This window comes from Salipaludibacillus neizhouensis (assembly GCF_002886185.1).
Taxonomy (GTDB): Bacteria; Bacillota; Bacilli; order Bacillales; family Salisediminibacteriaceae; genus Salipaludibacillus; species Salipaludibacillus neizhouensis.
Window position 1 is genome coordinate 1,873,530 of sequence record NZ_KZ614146.1, and the last position, 16,316, is coordinate 1,889,845.

Genomic DNA, 16,316 nt, shown 5'->3' on the forward strand with positions numbered 1-16,316 from the left:
CTAATGAGACAGTGCACGGGTAAACTTGAAAATGGGCACTCTTATTGAAAGGATGAGTGTATGAAAAGAATCCTATTAGTAGGTGGCGGCCATGTTCACCTTTATTTTATGAAACAACTTATTAATAATCCTATCAAGTCCATAGAAATCTTTTTAGTTTCGCCTAGTACATATCACTATTACTCTGGAATGTTCTCAGGATTCGCTGAGGGATTATATTATGCTGAAGAGATTCGAATTAACTTAGAGAAAATCTCCGAAAGAGCCAACGTACGATTTATCAGAGATTCCATTATTAAACTCGCTCCAAACGAGAACTCTGTAACCACTAAAAATGGTGAATTGATAAAGTATGATGTCGTATCTTTTGATATAGGATCAGAAACATTAGGGAATGATCACCCTGACTTTCAAACTCATGCAAGGTTCATTAAACCGAATCATCGATTTACGCGAACGATTGAAGCAGTAAGATCAGCTTCTAAACCAGTAATTGTAGGTGGCGGCGCTGCTGGCAGTGAAATAAGTCTGGCTATTCAAGCGTGGAGGAACAAACAAGGACTGGAAACACCTGTTTCTATTATAACCACTTCAAATCTATTAGAGAGTGAAGGCAAAAATGCTTCAAATAAACTTCATACATACATGAAGGCTACTCCAGTTAAACGATACACACATGTAAAAATTAACAGTATGGATACACGTTTTATTTATCTGAACAACAACGACAAAGTTGAATATGACAAAATAATCTTACTGACAGGTGCTAAAGCATCAAACATTTTTAAAGAAAGTGATCTTCGAACCGACGAAAGAGGTTTTTTAGCAGTCCAAAATTCATTACAGTCTCGAGAATACGCAAACATTTTTGGAGCAGGTGACTGTGTAACTTTATTAGACCATCCCTTTTTACCTAAAAATGGCGTTTATGCGGTTAGGCAAGCTCCCGTTCTGTATAAAAATGTACTTCGTTTTATAAAAGGGCAAAAACTAGATGATTTCATCCCTAATGATAAATTTCTGTCGATTTTATCATTAGGGAATAAACGCGGTCTCCTTTTGTACGGTAAAAAAGTGATTGCAGGAAGATTCCCCTGGCGATTAAAAAACTATATCGATAAGAAATACATGGCCAGTTTCAAATAGACAGAGAAGTACATTATATCTGAAGCATTGCCCGCGGAAAGCGTTCGCCTGGAGCGAATTCGAGCACCTCTGTTCGAAAGCATAAAATTATCTCTAAAAATCATGTTTTTTAAAAATTCTTATCTTGTGACAAAGACAATCTAAAAAGTTACTATTTAAGGTATAAGAAAGGGGTAAATTTTTTGTTTAAATACATAAGATTGGAAACGAAGAATATTGCATACTTGTTTCCGTTTATTGTCATTTTACTATCTGCTTGCAGCAACAGCACCGATAACACCGCAGTTGACGAAGAAATACTTCTAAAAGAGTGGGATTCCTATAAGGAAAATGCTTCTGAGAGTGAAGTTAGCATTTTTATGTGGGGTGGAGATGAAGGAATTAATGCTTATATGGATGAATTTGTTTCCCCTGAATTAAAAGAAAAACATAACATTACGCTTAATAGAGTAGCGATGGATACGAATGAAATATTACAAAAACTAATGAATGAAAAGCGTGCAAATCAAGAAGAAGGGACGATCGATATAATATGGATTAACGGCGAGAACTTTTTGAATGCAAAAGAAAATGATTTATTGTTTGGACCTTTTACGGAAGTTCTGCCAAATTACCAGGAATATGTTGATACAGAGAGTTTAGACATTTTATATGACTTCGGCACGGAGGTAGAAGGTTTAGAAGCTCCATGGGGAAGTGTCCAATTTGTCTTTCAATATGACTCCGCAAAAGTTTCAGATCCTCCTAAGTCTTTTGAAGAACTATCAACTTGGGTGAAAGAAAACCCTGGAAAATTTGTATATCCGGAGCCTAGTGATTTTACAGGAAATGCTTTTTTACAACATCTGCTATATGACCAAATAGGCGGTCCCGATAAGCTTTTAGAAAATGGATTCGATGAAGAATTTGTTACGAACAATACAGATGGAATGTGGGAGTATTTAAGAGACATTGAACCTTTTCTATGGCGAGATGGGGAGACATATCCTGCCTCATTAACAGAGCTTGACCGTTTGTACAGCCAGGGAGAAATATGGATGACAATGGGTTATAACGAAGCTCGAGCGGAAAGTTTCATAAACGATGGAACTTTCCCTGAAAGTACGAAATCATTTGTACTTGATTCAGGTTCTATTGGTAATACACACTTTTTAGCGATTCCATATAACTCGCCAAATAAAGAAGGAGCTCTCGTAGCAATTAATGAATTACTCTCCCCAGAGGCTCAAATGACCAAATATGACACAACATATTGGGGAGAAAGCATGGGTATTGATCCAGAAAAGCTTTCTAATGACAACAAAGAAAAATTAGCTGCAATGGAACGTGGCGGTTCTGTTTTACCGGCAAATGAATTAAACGAAGCATTCCTTCCAGAAGTGGATACACAATATGGAGGGTGGATAAGAGAGAAGTGGTTGAATGAAGTGGTTCAAACAGACTAAATATGTGTGGCCACTGGTCCCAGCTGTACTTTTTGTTTTTATCTTTGTAGGATACGCAATCATGATGGCATTGCTTGAAAGCATTACTATTAATGGACAATGGACACTAGATGCCTATAAGCAATTACTTGAAAACCAGTCATTTCGTGATTCTATTTTATTTAGTTTGAAGGTAACACTTACATCAACTTTTATCTCGCTGTTTATAGGAGTAGTCATTACACGCTGGATGTATTATTATTTACGCAATTATTGGGTGAAAGTGCTTATCTGGATTCCTATGCTCTTTCCTCACTTTGTCTGGGGATACATCGTTATCCTTTTATTTTCACAATCCGGTTGGTTTTCAGGCTTATTATACGAATTGGGACTCTTAGAAGACTTTACTCATTTTCCAGTCCTAACTCAGGATCAGCATGGTATTGGCATTATATCTACGTATATTTTCAAGGAAGTTCCTTTCGTGATTCTAATCATTCTTCCTGTCTATATTCAAATGAATCACCAGTACAAGCACGTCGTCCAAACGTTAGGCGGTTCTAAATGGGAGATATTTAAAACAGTGGAATGGCCAACTATTTTCCCGGTACTTAGCGAAGCAGGAATTATTATTTTTGCATTCGTGTTATCTGCCTTTGAAGTTCCTTTTCTATTAGGAGCGACTTATCCTAAAATGGTTTCTATTCTATCTTATGATTGGTTCTTTCAAGGGGATTGGAGTCAACGTCCTATGGCTTTTGCTGCAATGATTATCGTTACTAGTATCATAGTAATTTGTTCTATAGTACTTTTTTCCATGACAAATCGTTTAAGAATACGTGTATCGAAAGGTGAGAGGTAGGATGAAAAACAGACATTATTCCTTTCTCTTCTCAATCATTGGCTTACTAGTTTTTTTCCCCGTCGCCTTTCTTATCGTTACTAGTTTTGCTTTACAATGGACTTGGCCACAAATCCTTCCTACTGAATGGAGTACAATAGGTTGGAATGCATTAATAGAAGAACCCAAATTATTTCTTGCGCTAAGAACATCTATTGGCATTGGTGCAATCGTTGTTTTTATAAATTTAGCAATCGGGTTTCCCGCTGCGAAAGTTTTAGCATTTCAGTCATTTAAAGGGAAAAGCTTTATTGAAGCCTTTCTACTAATGCCGATTCTTATCCCTGGTTTGGCAGTTGCCATGGGACTGCATTTAACAATGATACGTATAGGAGTTGCAGATCACTGGGCGGGGGTAGCGCTTGTTCATCTCGTACCAACAATTCCTTACACGATAAAAATATTTAGATCGGGGTTTGAACGTGTTGGGTCGTTTTATGAATTACAAGCTCTTAGTTTAGGGGCATCGCAAAAAGAAGTATTTACTAGTATTTATCTTCCACAACTTATTACTAGCATTCGCAGTGCTACTTTCCTGATATTCGTAATCTCTTTAAGTCAATATGCTTTAACGGCAATAATCGGTGGAGGAAACGTGGTGACGTTAGCGATGATTTACTTTCCTTATTTATCTTCTGTAAATAATGCTGTTATTGCAAGCTTTTCTTTGTTATTTGCTGGTATACCACTCTTGTTTATTTTAATTATTGAAATTGTTATTCGTATGTTTATACCATATCGGAGCTTAACTAACACACAACAATAAGAGGTGCAGCATGTCTTATATTACATTTACAAACTTGACGAAATCTTATTCAGAGGATGTTATTATCGATCATCTCTCCTTTTCCATTGAAAAAGGAGAAACACTATGTATCGTTGGTCCTTCAGGGGCAGGGAAATCCACATTATTAAGAGGGATCGCAGGACTTGAGGATTTTTCATCAGGAAACGTATTTTTAGAGGATAAAGACATTACCCGCTTTTCGGCAAAACAACGTCCTTTTGTCTTAATGTTCCAGCAACCTCTTTTATTCCCACATATGACAGTATTCGAAAATACTATTTATGGTTTAAAGTTCACTGCTTTAAGCAAAAAGGAAATCGCACAAAAAGGAAAGGAATTCCTTGAAAGGATTGGTCTTTTATCCTATCGTCAAGCATTTCCTCATGAATTATCAGGTGGACAGCAGCAACGTGTTTCTCTAGCAAGAGCTTTGATTACGCAACCTCAGTTACTGCTGCTTGATGAACCATTCAGTCACCTGGATCAAACGTTGAGAAAAGAAATGCGGTACTGGGTAAAGGAAATGCTTCGGGAACATAGGACCACAGCCATTTTTATTACTCACGACATTGATGAGGCAATGGAAATCGGGGACCGAATTGCTCTATTCGAAAATAAGAAAATCCAGCAAATGGGAAAACCTGAAGACCTATACGAATACCCGAAAAATCTTTTAGTTGCCAAATTTCTTTCTGAAGGACTAATTATAGAAGGGACTAAATTCATTCATGCTAATCATTTAGCTGTTCAAGGAGACCCCACTAATTTAATTAAGTATTGGAAAGCTTTCGTACAATCTGTTTCTTTTAAATTTGGTAAAAAAGTTTTTTTCCTGGATATTCCGCAACTGAACCAGCAAATCTCTTTACAGATTGATGATGACTTACAATTGTTCGAAGAAATTAGTATTGGTGTAACAGATTTATCTCATATTGTCACCTTTGGAGAGGAATGATTGGTTTGCAAATCAAATCATTTATAAAATGGAGCCTTGTTCTATTTGTTATATTACTCCTTTTATTTTTCAACTATCGTTACTTAAATATCAAACCAATTGAAATAAGAGAATGGATATTGAGCTTTGGTATCTTAGCTCCATTATTTTATATTATTGTTTATACGTTACGACCTTTGATTTTGTTTCCCGCATCCATTTTATCTTTAGCCGGTGGATTAGCTTTCGGGGCTGTATGGGGTACCATTTTAACGGTAATTGGTGCAACAGGTTCTGCAGCAGTCGCATTTTGGGTTTCCAGAAAACTCGGGAAAAATGTAGCTAAGAAAGAGTGGAAAGGGAAGGGTGAAAAAGTTCAAGAACAACTTGAGATAAATGGTTTTATTTATGTCATTATCGTGAGACTAATTCCGATTTTTAATTTTGATATGATCAGCTATCTGTCAGGCATATCAAGAGTGAAGTTTATCCAATTTATACTAGGTACAGCGCTAGGAATTATTCCTGGAACATTCGCTTATAACTTTTTAGGGTCCAGTCTCGTGGAACCTAGACTTGAGACTATTTTGCTGGCCGTCGGTTTGTTTCTAGTCATTTCTACCTTCCCACTGCTGTTCAATCAAAAATAAAGAAATAAGTTCGGTTTCAAAAGAAAGGAGCGTTAAGATGCTCGATACACACGCAAGAAAATATGTACAACCCATTATTGATAAAACAGCTACGCTTTGTGTGCAGGGAGGTCTCTCAGCAAATCAAGTGACCGTCATTTCCTTTCTGATTGGTTCATCTTCCGGAGTATTTTTTTATTTTGACCATCTGTTTTTTTCGGTATTTTCGCTTTGGCTATCAGGATTTCTAGACGCAGTCGATGGCTCTATTGCGAGGCAAACAAGAACGCAGTCGTCCTGGGGAACAGTCATGGATGTGACATTTGATCGTCTTGTGGAAATTAGTGTGATATTAGGGATAGCATTTCGCTTCCCAGAATTACAATGGGCCCTGTTAATATTGTCGGTATCGATTATTTTTTCTATGACGGTATTTCTAACAGTAGGTGCCGTATCGGACAAACAAGGAATAAAGTCGTTTTATTATCAAGCAGGACTTGCTGAAAGAACAGAAGGTTTTATCCTTTTAACTTTGATGATGGTCGCTGGTGATTACAGATTGCTCTTTACGCTTATCTTCTTTGCCGTTGAAACATTTACGGGGATACAACGCTTTCTAGAGGCTAAGAAAATATTAAATGAAGGATGATTATAGTGGAAAAATATGATCTTATCGTTTTAGGTGGAGGCGCCGCTGGTTTAACCGTTGCCTCTGGAGCGAGTTCACTTGGTGCAAAAGTAGCTCTAGTCGAAAAAAACGAACAACCTGGAGGAGATTGCCTTCATGTTGGATGTATTCCTTCAAAAGCATTGATTGAAATTGCTAATACCATTTATTCGAGTAAAAATACGGAACAATATGGCATGACATCGAGTGGGGAAGTCAACATGAAACAAATCAATTCCCGGGTACATGAATCGATTGCCCACATTCAAAAGCATGATGATGCCGATCGGTTCCGCGACTTAGGAATCGATGTATACATAGGATCAGGAGCTTTTTTATCCAAAAATGAGATCATTATTGATGGTAAGGAACGTATATTTGGAAAGAGAATTGTCATTGCTACTGGAACTCGTCCCCTTATTCCTCCTATTGAAGGTCTTAAAGAAAGTGGATTTCTAACGAATGAAATGGTTTTTGACCTGGAGGAACTTCCTAATCGTATTGTATTTATAGGCGGTGGACCAACCGGAGTCGAGCTTGCTCAAGCTTTTTCAAGACTAGGAAGCAAGGTCACAATTATTGAACGGTCTTCTTCCATATTTAAACAAGAAGATAAGGAGATTAGAGAAAACGTCCAAATAGAATTAGAGAAAGAAGTTTCTTTTGTATTTAATGCTTCCGTAACCAATGTACACTCTAGTCATGGGGAAAAAATAGTAACGATTCAAAAGAAAGATAAATCGACGGAGGAGCTAACGACAGACGAGATATTCCTAGCTACAGGCAGAACTCCCAACTCGGATAAACTAGATTTAGATAACGCAGGCGTGAAGCAAACAGATTCAGGTCATATATCAGTTAACAACAAGCTTCAGACAAATATCCCATCGATTTATGCTATAGGTGACGTTAATGGCACATTACCTTTTACTCATATTGCCGGGATGGAAGGAAAACTTATCGTTCAAAATGCGGTTTTAGGACTCAGAAGAAAAGTTGATTACACGAATGCTCCTTGGGTCATCTATACGAATCCGGAAGTGTTTCACCTCGGTAACACGGAAGAGGAACTGCAAGAAAAAAAGTTGAAGTATGATGTTTTCAAAGTGTCGCTAGCTAATGTAGATCGTTTTGTCGCTGACCATAAAACGGAAGGACTGGTTAAAATACTTACGAATAAACGGGGCTATATATTAGGTGCTCATGCAACTGGTAAGGGAGCTGGGGACTTTATGCAAGAGGTTATATTTGCTAAACAGTATAAAAAAAAGATAGGGGATTTATCCCAAGTCATACACCCATATCCCAATCATGCTGCGGCAGTTCAAAGTACAGCCGATTTATATTGGCGAAAAAAACTGTTTGAAGGTTCGTTGCCAAAGGTGATAAAGAAATATATTAAATGGTTTAGGTGAAATGCTAGGAGGAGCCTCACCGAGCGTTAACCGAAAGCGAACGGTACAAGAAAACACAGAAGACTTATTATTAGTCTTCTGTGTTTTCTTGTACCGGAACTTCGTCATAGGACATCTGTGAACTGCATATTAAGATAATGGCGTTCTATAAATTGAAGGAGGGGTGATCCGTGAAAGATTTTACAACGAGAAAAGTATATTATCCCTATGTGAGTCCTTTTGATCCTTGCCCACCAATTACGGAAAAGGTGTATTCCACACCTGCTCAGCTTTATTTAGGATTTCAACCAGAAAATTTACAGCAGTTCACACCACAAGAAGCTCTTTATGCCGGTACTTTATGGAAAGTGTTTTATGACCCTTATTACGGATGGTATGAAAAAGGGAGGGAAGATCAATGAGCAAGAAACAGCTCCCTAATGAATTTTATACCATGATGGAAGAACTGCAAACGGTAGATTTTGTTTTAGTAGAGTTGACCCTTTATTTGGATACTCATCCAAATGATTACGATGCAATTAATCAATTCAATGAGTATTCTCACACAAGACAGACACTAAAAATTAAATTTGAAGAGCTATTTGGTCCTTTACAACAATATGGGAATAGCTACAGTGGCTATCCTTGGAATTGGGATGATCCACCTTGGCCATGGCAAATTTAGAGGACGTAGGTTACTAGACAGAGAGCAGCTCCCTTCTACCACATTTCAGCCATTAGAAGGGCTGTTCTTGAAGGTTTAAGCTATTAAGGCAGATAAGAATGGTAGATATCTTAGTTAAAAGGGGGAGAACTCACTTGTGGATTTATGAAAAAAAACTGCAGTATCCTGTAAAAGTGACGGAATGTAATCCTAGGTTAGCTAAGTACTTAATCGAACAGTATGGGGGAGCAGATGGGGAACTGGCCGCAGCTTTAAGGTATTTAAATCAGAGGTACACAATCCCCGATAAAGTCATCGGATTATTAACCGATATTGGAACAGAAGAATTTGCTCATTTAGAGATGATTGCAACGATGATCTATAAATTAACGAAGGATGCCACTCCAGAGCAAATCAAAGCTGCAGGTATAGAGGATCATTATGTTAATCATGATAATGCCTTATTCTACACAAATGCTAGTGGAGTCCCTTTTACAGCTTCATACATTCAAGCTAAAGGTGATCCGATTGCAGATTTATATGAAGATATTGCTGCGGAAGAAAAAGCGAGAGCTACTTATCAATGGATCATAGACATGTCCGATGATGTTCAATTAAATGACAGCCTCCGTTTTCTGAGAGAAAGAGAGATTGTTCATTCTCAACGTTTTCGAGAAGCAGTAGATATGCTTATAGAGGAAAGAGACAGAAAGAAAATATTTTAAAGGATGTTCAAAAAGGGAGTTATTTACCTTTTTTGAACATCCTCTAAGCAATGAGCGAATCCGCTGCATAGTCTTAAGCATGGTCTGAGTGGTTTTCTCAGAACAGGCGTGCAGCGTGTATAGCCATTGCACATATTAATTAAAAGTCACTTCATCTAAAGAGATGCAACCTCACTTCGATATCCCATCGAAGTAAGGTTGTTTATTATGATAAAACTCTGTTATCTTTAGGGAAGCTGTAGAACAAATTAAGTACCAAATTACTTTCGAAACGGAGATAAGTATGGATATTCAAAAAATTATTAACGAATTATTTTATAATGGTATCATTCATTCAAATACAATAACATTTGAAGAATTAAACGGAGGGACTTCAAGTAAATTGTATTTACTAGAGAGAAGTGGGACTGAGAATTGTGTCGTTAAAATGAATGACCCACAAGTTCTTAAATCAGAAGTACTCTATTTAGACTCATACAAAAAGATAAATCTATTACCTAACCTTTTATACGTTGAACAATCTTACAAGTACATCGTTTATTCTTACATTGCTGGTGATACAGACCAAGTTAGAAATGATAAAAGTTACATACTTCACAAACTTGTGCTTGAACTTATTAATAACTATACGACCGTGCCTACTTCGAATCGCTGGGGATGGGAAGATGATTCTGCTGAAACATGGCCAGATTTTCTTTTGAATGAAGGAAATGAAGCAAAGACAATTTTAGGTACTCTTCTTAAAAATGAAGATTATATCTTAATAGATCATCTTATAAAAAGTCCGAAAAGAATTCCATTAAACGAAGAACCTTTTTTATTACATGGCGATTGTGGTATACATAATTTTATTTTTAATAACGCTCAGTTGTCTGGGGTAATCGATCCAACTCCTCTTCTCGGACTGCCACTCTACGATTTAATTTATGCCTTTTGTTCTTCACCCGATGACTTATCTAAACAAACAATAGAATATGCCGCAAATCACTTAGTAACAAAATGGGACGGCAAAGAGCAACATTTATATGAAGAAGTTCTTATCGGTTTGTTCCTAAGGTTAGCCACGTGTATGAAACATCATCCTAGTGATTTAGAAGACTATCTAAAAGCGTGGAGTTATTGGAAAACCATTGTGAGAAATAGTTGCAACACGACCGAGGGGAGGAGTACAGAACCCTAATAGGTATAATCTATCAGCCTTAATAACTATATCAATAAGAAAAAAGCCGACTTCCAGATTTGATATTAAACTGGAAGTCGGCTTTTTATATGTTTTACGTACCTAAATGCTTTAGAAGAAATCGGCTTTAGTGCTCTTGTTCATTAAAGGTATTTTTATTGATTGATTGGATCGGTTGTTGCTCTTTAATACTTTCACTAAAACGGAGTAAATCTCCTTGAATAATACTGTCCGAGAGCTGCAATTCTTCTTGAACCTTTTCTTTATAAGATTCACATAAAGGGGTTTCCGCAGGTTCACCTGTTGTTTTGTCATAACACGTATTGCCAATAAACATCGCTTCATCTGTAATAAAATCACCATTTCTCAATATAACTAACTCTTCGCGGTCTTCAGAAAAGAGATTGTTACCAAAAATCGTTTGATTCTCTATCTCCAGACCGAGTAAATGAAAGAGTGTCGGACGAACATCTATTTGTCCTGAGACAGTTGAAATTGTCTCACCTTCAGCACCAGGTATATGGATGATAAGTGGGACCTGTTGAAGTTCGACTTCAACGAATGGTGTAACTTCTTTATCTAAATATTGACCCATAGCCTTGTTATGGTTCGTTGAGATACCGTTATGATCTCCGTAGATGATGATCATAGAATCTTCATAGAGTCCGTTTTCTTTTAACTCATTAAATAACTCCTTAATCGACTCATCCATATATCGAACGGTTGGAAAGTATTTATTCAACGTATTACTGTTGGAATCATACCTGTCGATATACATATCTTCTTCGCCTAAATCAAAAGGGAAGTGGTTTGTTAATGTAATCAAATTCGTATAGAAAGGCTGAGGCATATCAAGCATATGATCGACTGACTGCTCCATGAAAGGAATATCCTTTAATCCCCATCCAATACTGTTTTCCTCTGTAACATTATAATCATCTTTTGTGTAAAAACGATCATACCCGAACTGCTCATACATGACATTACGGTTCCAAAAGCTTCCATTATTTCCGTGAAGAGAAGCTGTATAATATCCATTTTCCTTCATGACCTCAGGCATAGCATAATAGTCATTACTGGAATGTGTGAAAAACACTGCGCCTCTTGCTGATGGATAAAGCGAATTTGCAATCAGGAACTCGGAATCGGACGATTTCCCTTGAGCACTTTGATGATAAAACTCTTCAAAATACAAACTATCATCGATTAAATCATTCAGAAACGGAGTGATTTCTTCACCGTTAACGGTCTCGTTAATGACGAAATCCTGAAGTGATTCTGCAGCAACAAAAATAACATTTTTTCCTTCTGCAATACCAAATAAATCTTTTTCTTCGGATTTTTCCATATCTTCGTTATCTTCTTTAATAATATAATCAATAGCTTCCTCATTAATATAATCATTGACTTCTTCAAGTTCTGACTCGTTTGCAAAAACTCTGGGAACACTGGATGTTATGTGCAATTGGGCATCATAAATGTGATAACTATAGATCCCAAGATTCTTTACTAAAAGATCTCGGTCAAATGTGCGGGTTAGTAATTCTGGTCTTTCAATGTTTGCTAGACTGATATTCGCGATAGTTATAAGAATAATCAAACCATAGAGCGGACTAAGTTTTTTAAAACTGTATTTTTCGTCTGGTGTATTCCTAACTTTTTTCCATTTATAAAGCAATATCGCTGCAATGGGGATGTCTATGAAAAACAATAGATCATATCCGTTCACAAGCGTTTGAACACTAGAGCCTAAATCATTAATATTATTCCCCATGAGAAGTAATGGTATAGTGATGAAATCCGTAAATTCCCTATAGTAGACAATATTGGCATAAAGAATAGCTGAAATTAAACTCATGAAAATAAGTAGAAGACCAGTTTGTCTTTTTTCTTTTTGCATCAGTATAAATGTAAATGCTAATAAAAGCACAGGCAGTGGATTTAACAGCAATATAATCAATTGATTCACATTTTCTAAAGAAAATTGAAATTCTGTTAAACTAACAATGATTGTTTTAACCCATAAGAAAGCTAATACTACCCAAAAAACTAGTGGTTTACTGCTGATTATTTGTTTCATGATCTTTCCCCCATATATATTACATTATTAATTCCAAATAATTTTTGTGTTTTCTACTCATCTTTCATGTAAAAAATTTCACATAGTTTCACATAATTAATTACACTTTGAAGATCCTTGTTTCACTAATGTATCGACTATAATAACCCCTTTTTTCATATAATTGGAAGTAAAAAAACGAGTCCATACTCCTCATAAAAAAGAATATTTCCATTTTAAAAGGGATAAAACTATTGATTTCACCAAGTATAATGGCTATTTCAAACTATTTGTAGATAACTTCAAAATAGTAACGAGTCAAAAATACATCAATAATTATTCTAGAAGTTCGAGACATTAGATTATTGTATCATTAAAATTAAGATTAGCAAGAATTTTTGGGTGCAAATTGCTTTAGTCTAATCTTTTGCTTTTCATATTTCCATTCTTAAATAAAGAGATGATAACCGCATTTCTCTTCATTTCAATACGTTAGATAAAAGGGGGGAAGAAGGGCTACGGTTCAATTTTAAATGATCGATGGCAACCTAAAAGACGATTAGCAATTATTGTGCTAAAAATAGCTGGTTGGGCGAATTCATCAACAACTCAAAAAAAGGTATATGCCCATGACACATCTATCTTAATATCATAGGCTAGAGTGAAAGCCGATAAGGACATAAACACAAATTTACTGTTGTGTTTGAGAGGAGATCTAAAATGTACAATCAAGGAATGCGTTCGAATCCAATGTACAATCAACAAACAGCTCACACAAGAGATTCGAGATTAGGATACGGTAGTATAGGTCCGCTGAGTGCAGGGCTTTTGGGCGCTGGATTAGGTTATCTCGGCGAGGAATTATTCGATAATGATGTACCTGCAGGAGTTGCCCCCGGTGGTTACGGTGGTTATCCGGGTCCCTCTGGCTATGGTGCTTATGGTTATTCAGGAGCTAACTATGGTGGATATGGAGGATACAATAACTATCCAGGTAACAGACCCGGTTTATTTTAATTAGAAGAATGTGAACAGAAGAATGATGTAGTGTTTGTCTATATCACCCAAAATATATGTTTTTAAAGAAATGGTGTATTACTATAGTTTTCTTGTTTTCAGTTGAGTTTTTAAAGTCCAAACGATTTTAAACATTTTTGCATACGATTTACTATGTGATAATAATTGGTGGTATTAGAATGAGTGCAGTTGGAGGTTATGCTGGCGGTGGTTTCGCTTTAATTGTAGTCTTGTTTATCCTATTAATCATTGTAGGGTCAGCAGGTTATTTTACACCAACTTATTAATTTTTAATAAAGCAGGGAAACCTTTGCCCTACTTTGTTTATGTTTTTAGGTTGCGCTTTAAAACCAATCCAATCCCTATTACACTAATTTAATTTAACTCCCATCCAAAAAAATTATGGTTTTATGTATAGTTATATGCAGTTTTTCCATTCGTCCCCCATAGTACTTAGGATATTTTTAATACTTCCCGCTAAGAATGAGAAGAATATAGAAAGGGGAGGTTATTTAGTGGGGAAAAGGAATAAGATTCTTGTTCCAGAAGCAAGAGAACAATTAGATCAGTTAAAGGCAAGGGTGTCCAATACCAATGATCCAGATAATGCAAAATTTGAATCGGCCCAAGAACAAAGGATTCCTTTCGTCAACGGTTACAATGGAGAAATAAAAGCGAAAGACGCAGGAAAAATTGGTGGAAATATAGGTGGAAAGATGGTTCGAGAATTAGTTAAAATGGCGGAAAACCAACTAACCAAGAAAAACTGAAGTAAAATTTCTAATTAAAAGTTAATACAATTAGTGACGATAAACTTTTCATTAAACTTTAAGACTTCTTATGAACAAAACACTACCTTTTAATGAAAATAATACTGAAGGACAATAATCATAGCAAAAGACACCGTTACCCTAGAAATTGGTACTGGTGTCTTTTTCAATTTTGTAGTATTCAAAAGTTAAAAATAATGATGAGAGAGATTTAAAAGCTAATCTCATGCATCAGAAACCTAAACGTAAGCTAGCTTACGTTTGAATATGATCGTTTCCGGAAACCCATTCAATATAAGATAATAAGGAGGCAATATTAATATGAGTAATAAAATGACGTTCCAGGTTACTGGTACAACAAAGAACATGAAATCAACACTGAAGGCGAAGCAACATGAATTATTATAGATGAACCACCTAATATGGGTGGTACGGATGATGGACAAGATCCACTATCAAATTTACTCGCCTCATTAGCAGGCTGTGAAAACGTGATTGCCAATATGGTTGCAAAAGAAATGGAATTTGATTTAAAGTCCATCGAATTTGATGTAAATGGTGAATTGGATCCTCGAGGTCTAATGGGACAGGCAGATGTACGCCCTTATTTTGAAAAAGTATCTGTTCATGCAAAAGTAACGACAAGTGAATCTCAAGATCGAATAGATGAGTTAAAAGAAAAAACAGATGCACGTTGTCCTGTCTATACAACATTAAAAGCTGCTGGAGTGGAGCTAGAGGCTAATTGGACAAAAGCATAAATAAAAAATATTTCTATCACAACGCAAAACTTGGTCAAAAAGTCCTTCTTTTTGGCAGATTAAGCGCTTAATGATTGTTGAATAAAAGTAAATCATACCACTTTCATTCGCTATGACGGAAGTAACTCTTCAGTCAAAAATCCCCTTCCTCCGAAGATCGAGGAAGGGGATTCTTTTGTATTACAGAAATAAAGCTATTCTTCTTTATTTAAAATGCTAGTGATCTCGTCAGCTTTGATTGAGTACCCAAACAGACTTTTTTTCACAAGCCCTTCTTTACGAAGTTTACTCATGAGCAGTGTAATCGTTTCTCTTGTAGATCCTACCATAGTTGCAATATCTTCGTGTGTAAGTGTCATTCGAATGGATTGCCATTCTTTCTCACGCAGACCACTTTTTTCACTCATTTTCATCAGTAAAAACAATGATCTGTAGCGAACGCTACCGAGGGCAATCTTTTCACTAATTTCATAAATTTCTTTTAATCGATTGGATAATATTTCGATAAGCTTTAGTGCGGCAGGGGGGTGTGAGGCAATAAAATCTTCAAACTTTTCTTTATTCATCGTGCATAAATTACAGTCAGTCATGGCCTCGGCATAAGTCTCTTGGTCACTTAACATTAAGTTTTCCGTTTCACCAAATATATTTCCATCTAATAATATATCAGTCGTAAACTGTTTTCCGCTTGAGTTTATTCGATACAGTCGAACTTGTCCTTTTTTCAGAATAAATAATACTTCTAATAGTTTATCAGGAGAAAGGATTAATGTCCCTTTTTTTACAGGAGTCATTGTACTACTTCGATCAATCAACTGTAATTCTTTCATTTCAAGTTCTTCAAAAATATTGATATTAGATAGGAGTGTTAGTTTATCCATGATCGTACCCTCTCATTTCCAGAGTTATTAGTTATATTTATAACAATACTATTTCTACATAAGAAAAAATGAGTGTATCTAAAACTATCTTCTTCGTATTGTACCTCATTATCTATAAGCAAAGAAGAAAAGTGAGAACGGAATAAGAGACACCCACCAAAATATATAATTTATTTCGTAACTCATAAAGATAAAACGTAAGATAGCTTACATTTTATCTTTATGAGTGTTTACGGCAACTGAATTCAGGTTAAAGAACATACATCACGACAGTTACAATCTTTTATGTAACCGAAGCCTATGCGTGATGCCTGATAACATCTTCTAACAGAGCCGGAATGGGAGCATGCTTATAGAGGCTGTTTCCTGAACTAGTC

General features: G+C 36.1%; 17 protein-coding genes and 1 pseudogene. 16 read left to right on the top strand and 2 right to left on the bottom strand.

Annotation, left to right across the window (positions count from 1 at the left end; all coding sequences use genetic code 11):
- Positions 1 to 60 precede the first annotated feature (60 nt).
- From CEF18_RS08710 to CEF18_RS08765, 12 genes are all read left to right on the top strand, one after another.
- On the top strand, positions 61 to 1,146 hold the full coding sequence (locus CEF18_RS08710) for an NAD(P)/FAD-dependent oxidoreductase (RefSeq protein WP_110936104.1): 1,086 nt from the start codon (positions 61 to 63) through the stop codon (positions 1,144 to 1,146).
- 182 nt (positions 1,147 to 1,328) lie between these two features.
- Positions 1,329 to 2,591, top strand: coding sequence for an ABC transporter substrate-binding protein (locus tag CEF18_RS08715; RefSeq protein ID WP_223292274.1), 1,263 nt, complete (start codon positions 1,329 to 1,331; stop codon positions 2,589 to 2,591).
- Entirely contained in the window at positions 2,569 to 3,432 is an 864-nt protein-coding gene (locus CEF18_RS08720; protein WP_110936105.1) for an ABC transporter permease, read from the top strand. Before CEF18_RS08715 ends, CEF18_RS08720 begins: the two co-directional genes overlap by 23 nt.
- Position 3,433: 1 nt before the next feature.
- The gene (locus tag CEF18_RS08725) at positions 3,434 to 4,237 is read left to right on the top strand and encodes an ABC transporter permease (protein WP_110936106.1); all 804 of its coding nucleotides are present in this window, start codon (positions 3,434 to 3,436) and stop codon (positions 4,235 to 4,237) included.
- A gap of 10 nt (positions 4,238 to 4,247) precedes the next feature.
- A complete protein-coding gene (locus CEF18_RS08730; RefSeq protein ID WP_110936107.1) occupies positions 4,248 to 5,213 on the top strand; it encodes an ABC transporter ATP-binding protein in 966 nt (321 codons plus the stop codon).
- A gap of 5 nt (positions 5,214 to 5,218) precedes the next feature.
- Entirely contained in the window at positions 5,219 to 5,842 is a 624-nt protein-coding gene (locus tag CEF18_RS08735; protein ID WP_223292275.1) for a TVP38/TMEM64 family protein, read from the top strand.
- A 37-nt stretch (positions 5,843 to 5,879) separates the two neighbouring features.
- Positions 5,880 to 6,470, top strand: coding sequence for a CDP-alcohol phosphatidyltransferase family protein (locus CEF18_RS08740; protein ID WP_110936109.1), 591 nt, complete (start codon positions 5,880 to 5,882; stop codon positions 6,468 to 6,470).
- Positions 6,467 to 7,903 (top strand): dihydrolipoyl dehydrogenase family protein, encoded by a 1,437-nt coding sequence (locus CEF18_RS08745; RefSeq protein WP_223292276.1) that lies wholly within the window; start codon positions 6,467 to 6,469, stop codon positions 7,901 to 7,903. Before CEF18_RS08740 ends, CEF18_RS08745 begins: the two co-directional genes overlap by 4 nt.
- 170 nt (positions 7,904 to 8,073) lie before the next feature.
- Positions 8,074 to 8,304: a spore coat associated protein CotJA gene (locus tag CEF18_RS08750; protein ID WP_110936111.1), complete on the top strand. Its 231-nt coding sequence runs from the start codon at positions 8,074 to 8,076 to the stop codon at positions 8,302 to 8,304.
- Positions 8,301 to 8,567, top strand: a complete 267-nt coding sequence (locus CEF18_RS08755) for a spore coat protein CotJB (RefSeq protein WP_110936112.1) — start codon at positions 8,301 to 8,303, stop codon at positions 8,565 to 8,567. The genes CEF18_RS08750 and CEF18_RS08755 overlap by 4 nt, the downstream gene beginning before the upstream one ends.
- Before the next feature lie 134 nt (positions 8,568 to 8,701).
- Positions 8,702 to 9,271, top strand: coding sequence for a manganese catalase family protein (locus CEF18_RS08760; RefSeq protein WP_110936113.1), 570 nt, complete (start codon positions 8,702 to 8,704; stop codon positions 9,269 to 9,271).
- A gap of 283 nt (positions 9,272 to 9,554) precedes the next feature.
- Entirely contained in the window at positions 9,555 to 10,451 is an 897-nt protein-coding gene (locus CEF18_RS08765; protein ID WP_110936114.1) for a phosphotransferase, read from the top strand.
- A 127-nt stretch (positions 10,452 to 10,578) separates the two neighbouring features.
- Here CEF18_RS08765 and CEF18_RS08770 read toward each other — a convergent pair whose 3' ends face one another.
- Positions 10,579 to 12,531 (bottom strand): LTA synthase family protein, encoded by a 1,953-nt coding sequence (locus CEF18_RS08770; RefSeq protein WP_110936115.1) that lies wholly within the window; start codon positions 12,529 to 12,531, stop codon positions 10,579 to 10,581.
- Between the two features lie 699 nt (positions 12,532 to 13,230).
- Here CEF18_RS08770 and CEF18_RS08775 point away from each other — a divergent pair.
- The 4 genes and pseudogenes from CEF18_RS08775 to CEF18_RS08790 all read left to right on the top strand — a co-directional run bounded on the left by CEF18_RS08775 (position 13,231) and on the right by CEF18_RS08790 (position 15,058).
- Positions 13,231 to 13,527, top strand: a complete 297-nt coding sequence (locus CEF18_RS08775) for a hypothetical protein (RefSeq protein WP_110936116.1) — start codon at positions 13,231 to 13,233, stop codon at positions 13,525 to 13,527.
- Positions 13,528 to 13,706: 179 nt separating this feature from the next.
- Positions 13,707 to 13,814, top strand: a complete 108-nt coding sequence (locus tag CEF18_RS08780; RefSeq protein ID WP_110936117.1) for a YjcZ family sporulation protein — start codon at positions 13,707 to 13,709, stop codon at positions 13,812 to 13,814.
- 228 nt (positions 13,815 to 14,042) lie between these two features.
- Positions 14,043 to 14,297, top strand: a complete 255-nt coding sequence (locus CEF18_RS08785) for a small, acid-soluble spore protein, alpha/beta type (protein WP_110936118.1) — start codon at positions 14,043 to 14,045, stop codon at positions 14,295 to 14,297.
- A 321-nt stretch (positions 14,298 to 14,618) separates the two neighbouring features.
- A pseudogene (locus CEF18_RS08790) lies at positions 14,619 to 15,058 on the top strand (OsmC family protein).
- A gap of 194 nt (positions 15,059 to 15,252) precedes the next feature.
- Here the strand turns inward: CEF18_RS08790 and CEF18_RS08795 are convergent.
- Positions 15,253 to 15,939: a Crp/Fnr family transcriptional regulator gene (locus tag CEF18_RS08795; protein ID WP_110936119.1), complete on the bottom strand. Its 687-nt coding sequence runs from the start codon at positions 15,937 to 15,939 to the stop codon at positions 15,253 to 15,255.
- Positions 15,940 to 16,316 lie beyond the last annotated feature (377 nt).

Coding starts and splice junctions, on each gene's coding strand:
- CEF18_RS08710 (WP_110936104.1), top strand. CDS start 61: ATGAAAAGAATCCTATTAGTAGGTGGCGGCCATGTTCACCTTTATTTT.
- CEF18_RS08720 (WP_110936105.1), top strand. CDS start 2,569: ATGAAGTGGTTCAAACAGACTAAATATGTGTGGCCACTGGTCCCAGCT.
- CEF18_RS08725 (WP_110936106.1), top strand. CDS start 3,434: ATGAAAAACAGACATTATTCCTTTCTCTTCTCAATCATTGGCTTACTA.
- CEF18_RS08730 (WP_110936107.1), top strand. CDS start 4,248: ATGTCTTATATTACATTTACAAACTTGACGAAATCTTATTCAGAGGAT.
- CEF18_RS08740 (WP_110936109.1), top strand. CDS start 5,880: ATGCTCGATACACACGCAAGAAAATATGTACAACCCATTATTGATAAA.
- CEF18_RS08745 (WP_223292276.1), top strand. CDS start 6,467: ATGATTATAGTGGAAAAATATGATCTTATCGTTTTAGGTGGAGGCGCC.
- CEF18_RS08755 (WP_110936112.1), top strand. CDS start 8,301: ATGAGCAAGAAACAGCTCCCTAATGAATTTTATACCATGATGGAAGAA.
- CEF18_RS08765 (WP_110936114.1), top strand. CDS start 9,555: ATGGATATTCAAAAAATTATTAACGAATTATTTTATAATGGTATCATT.
- CEF18_RS08770 (WP_110936115.1), bottom strand. CDS start 12,531: ATGAAACAAATAATCAGCAGTAAACCACTAGTTTTTTGGGTAGTATTA.
- CEF18_RS08775 (WP_110936116.1), top strand. CDS start 13,231: ATGTACAATCAAGGAATGCGTTCGAATCCAATGTACAATCAACAAACA.
- CEF18_RS08780 (WP_110936117.1), top strand. CDS start 13,707: ATGAGTGCAGTTGGAGGTTATGCTGGCGGTGGTTTCGCTTTAATTGTA.
- CEF18_RS08795 (WP_110936119.1), bottom strand. CDS start 15,939: ATGGATAAACTAACACTCCTATCTAATATCAATATTTTTGAAGAACTT.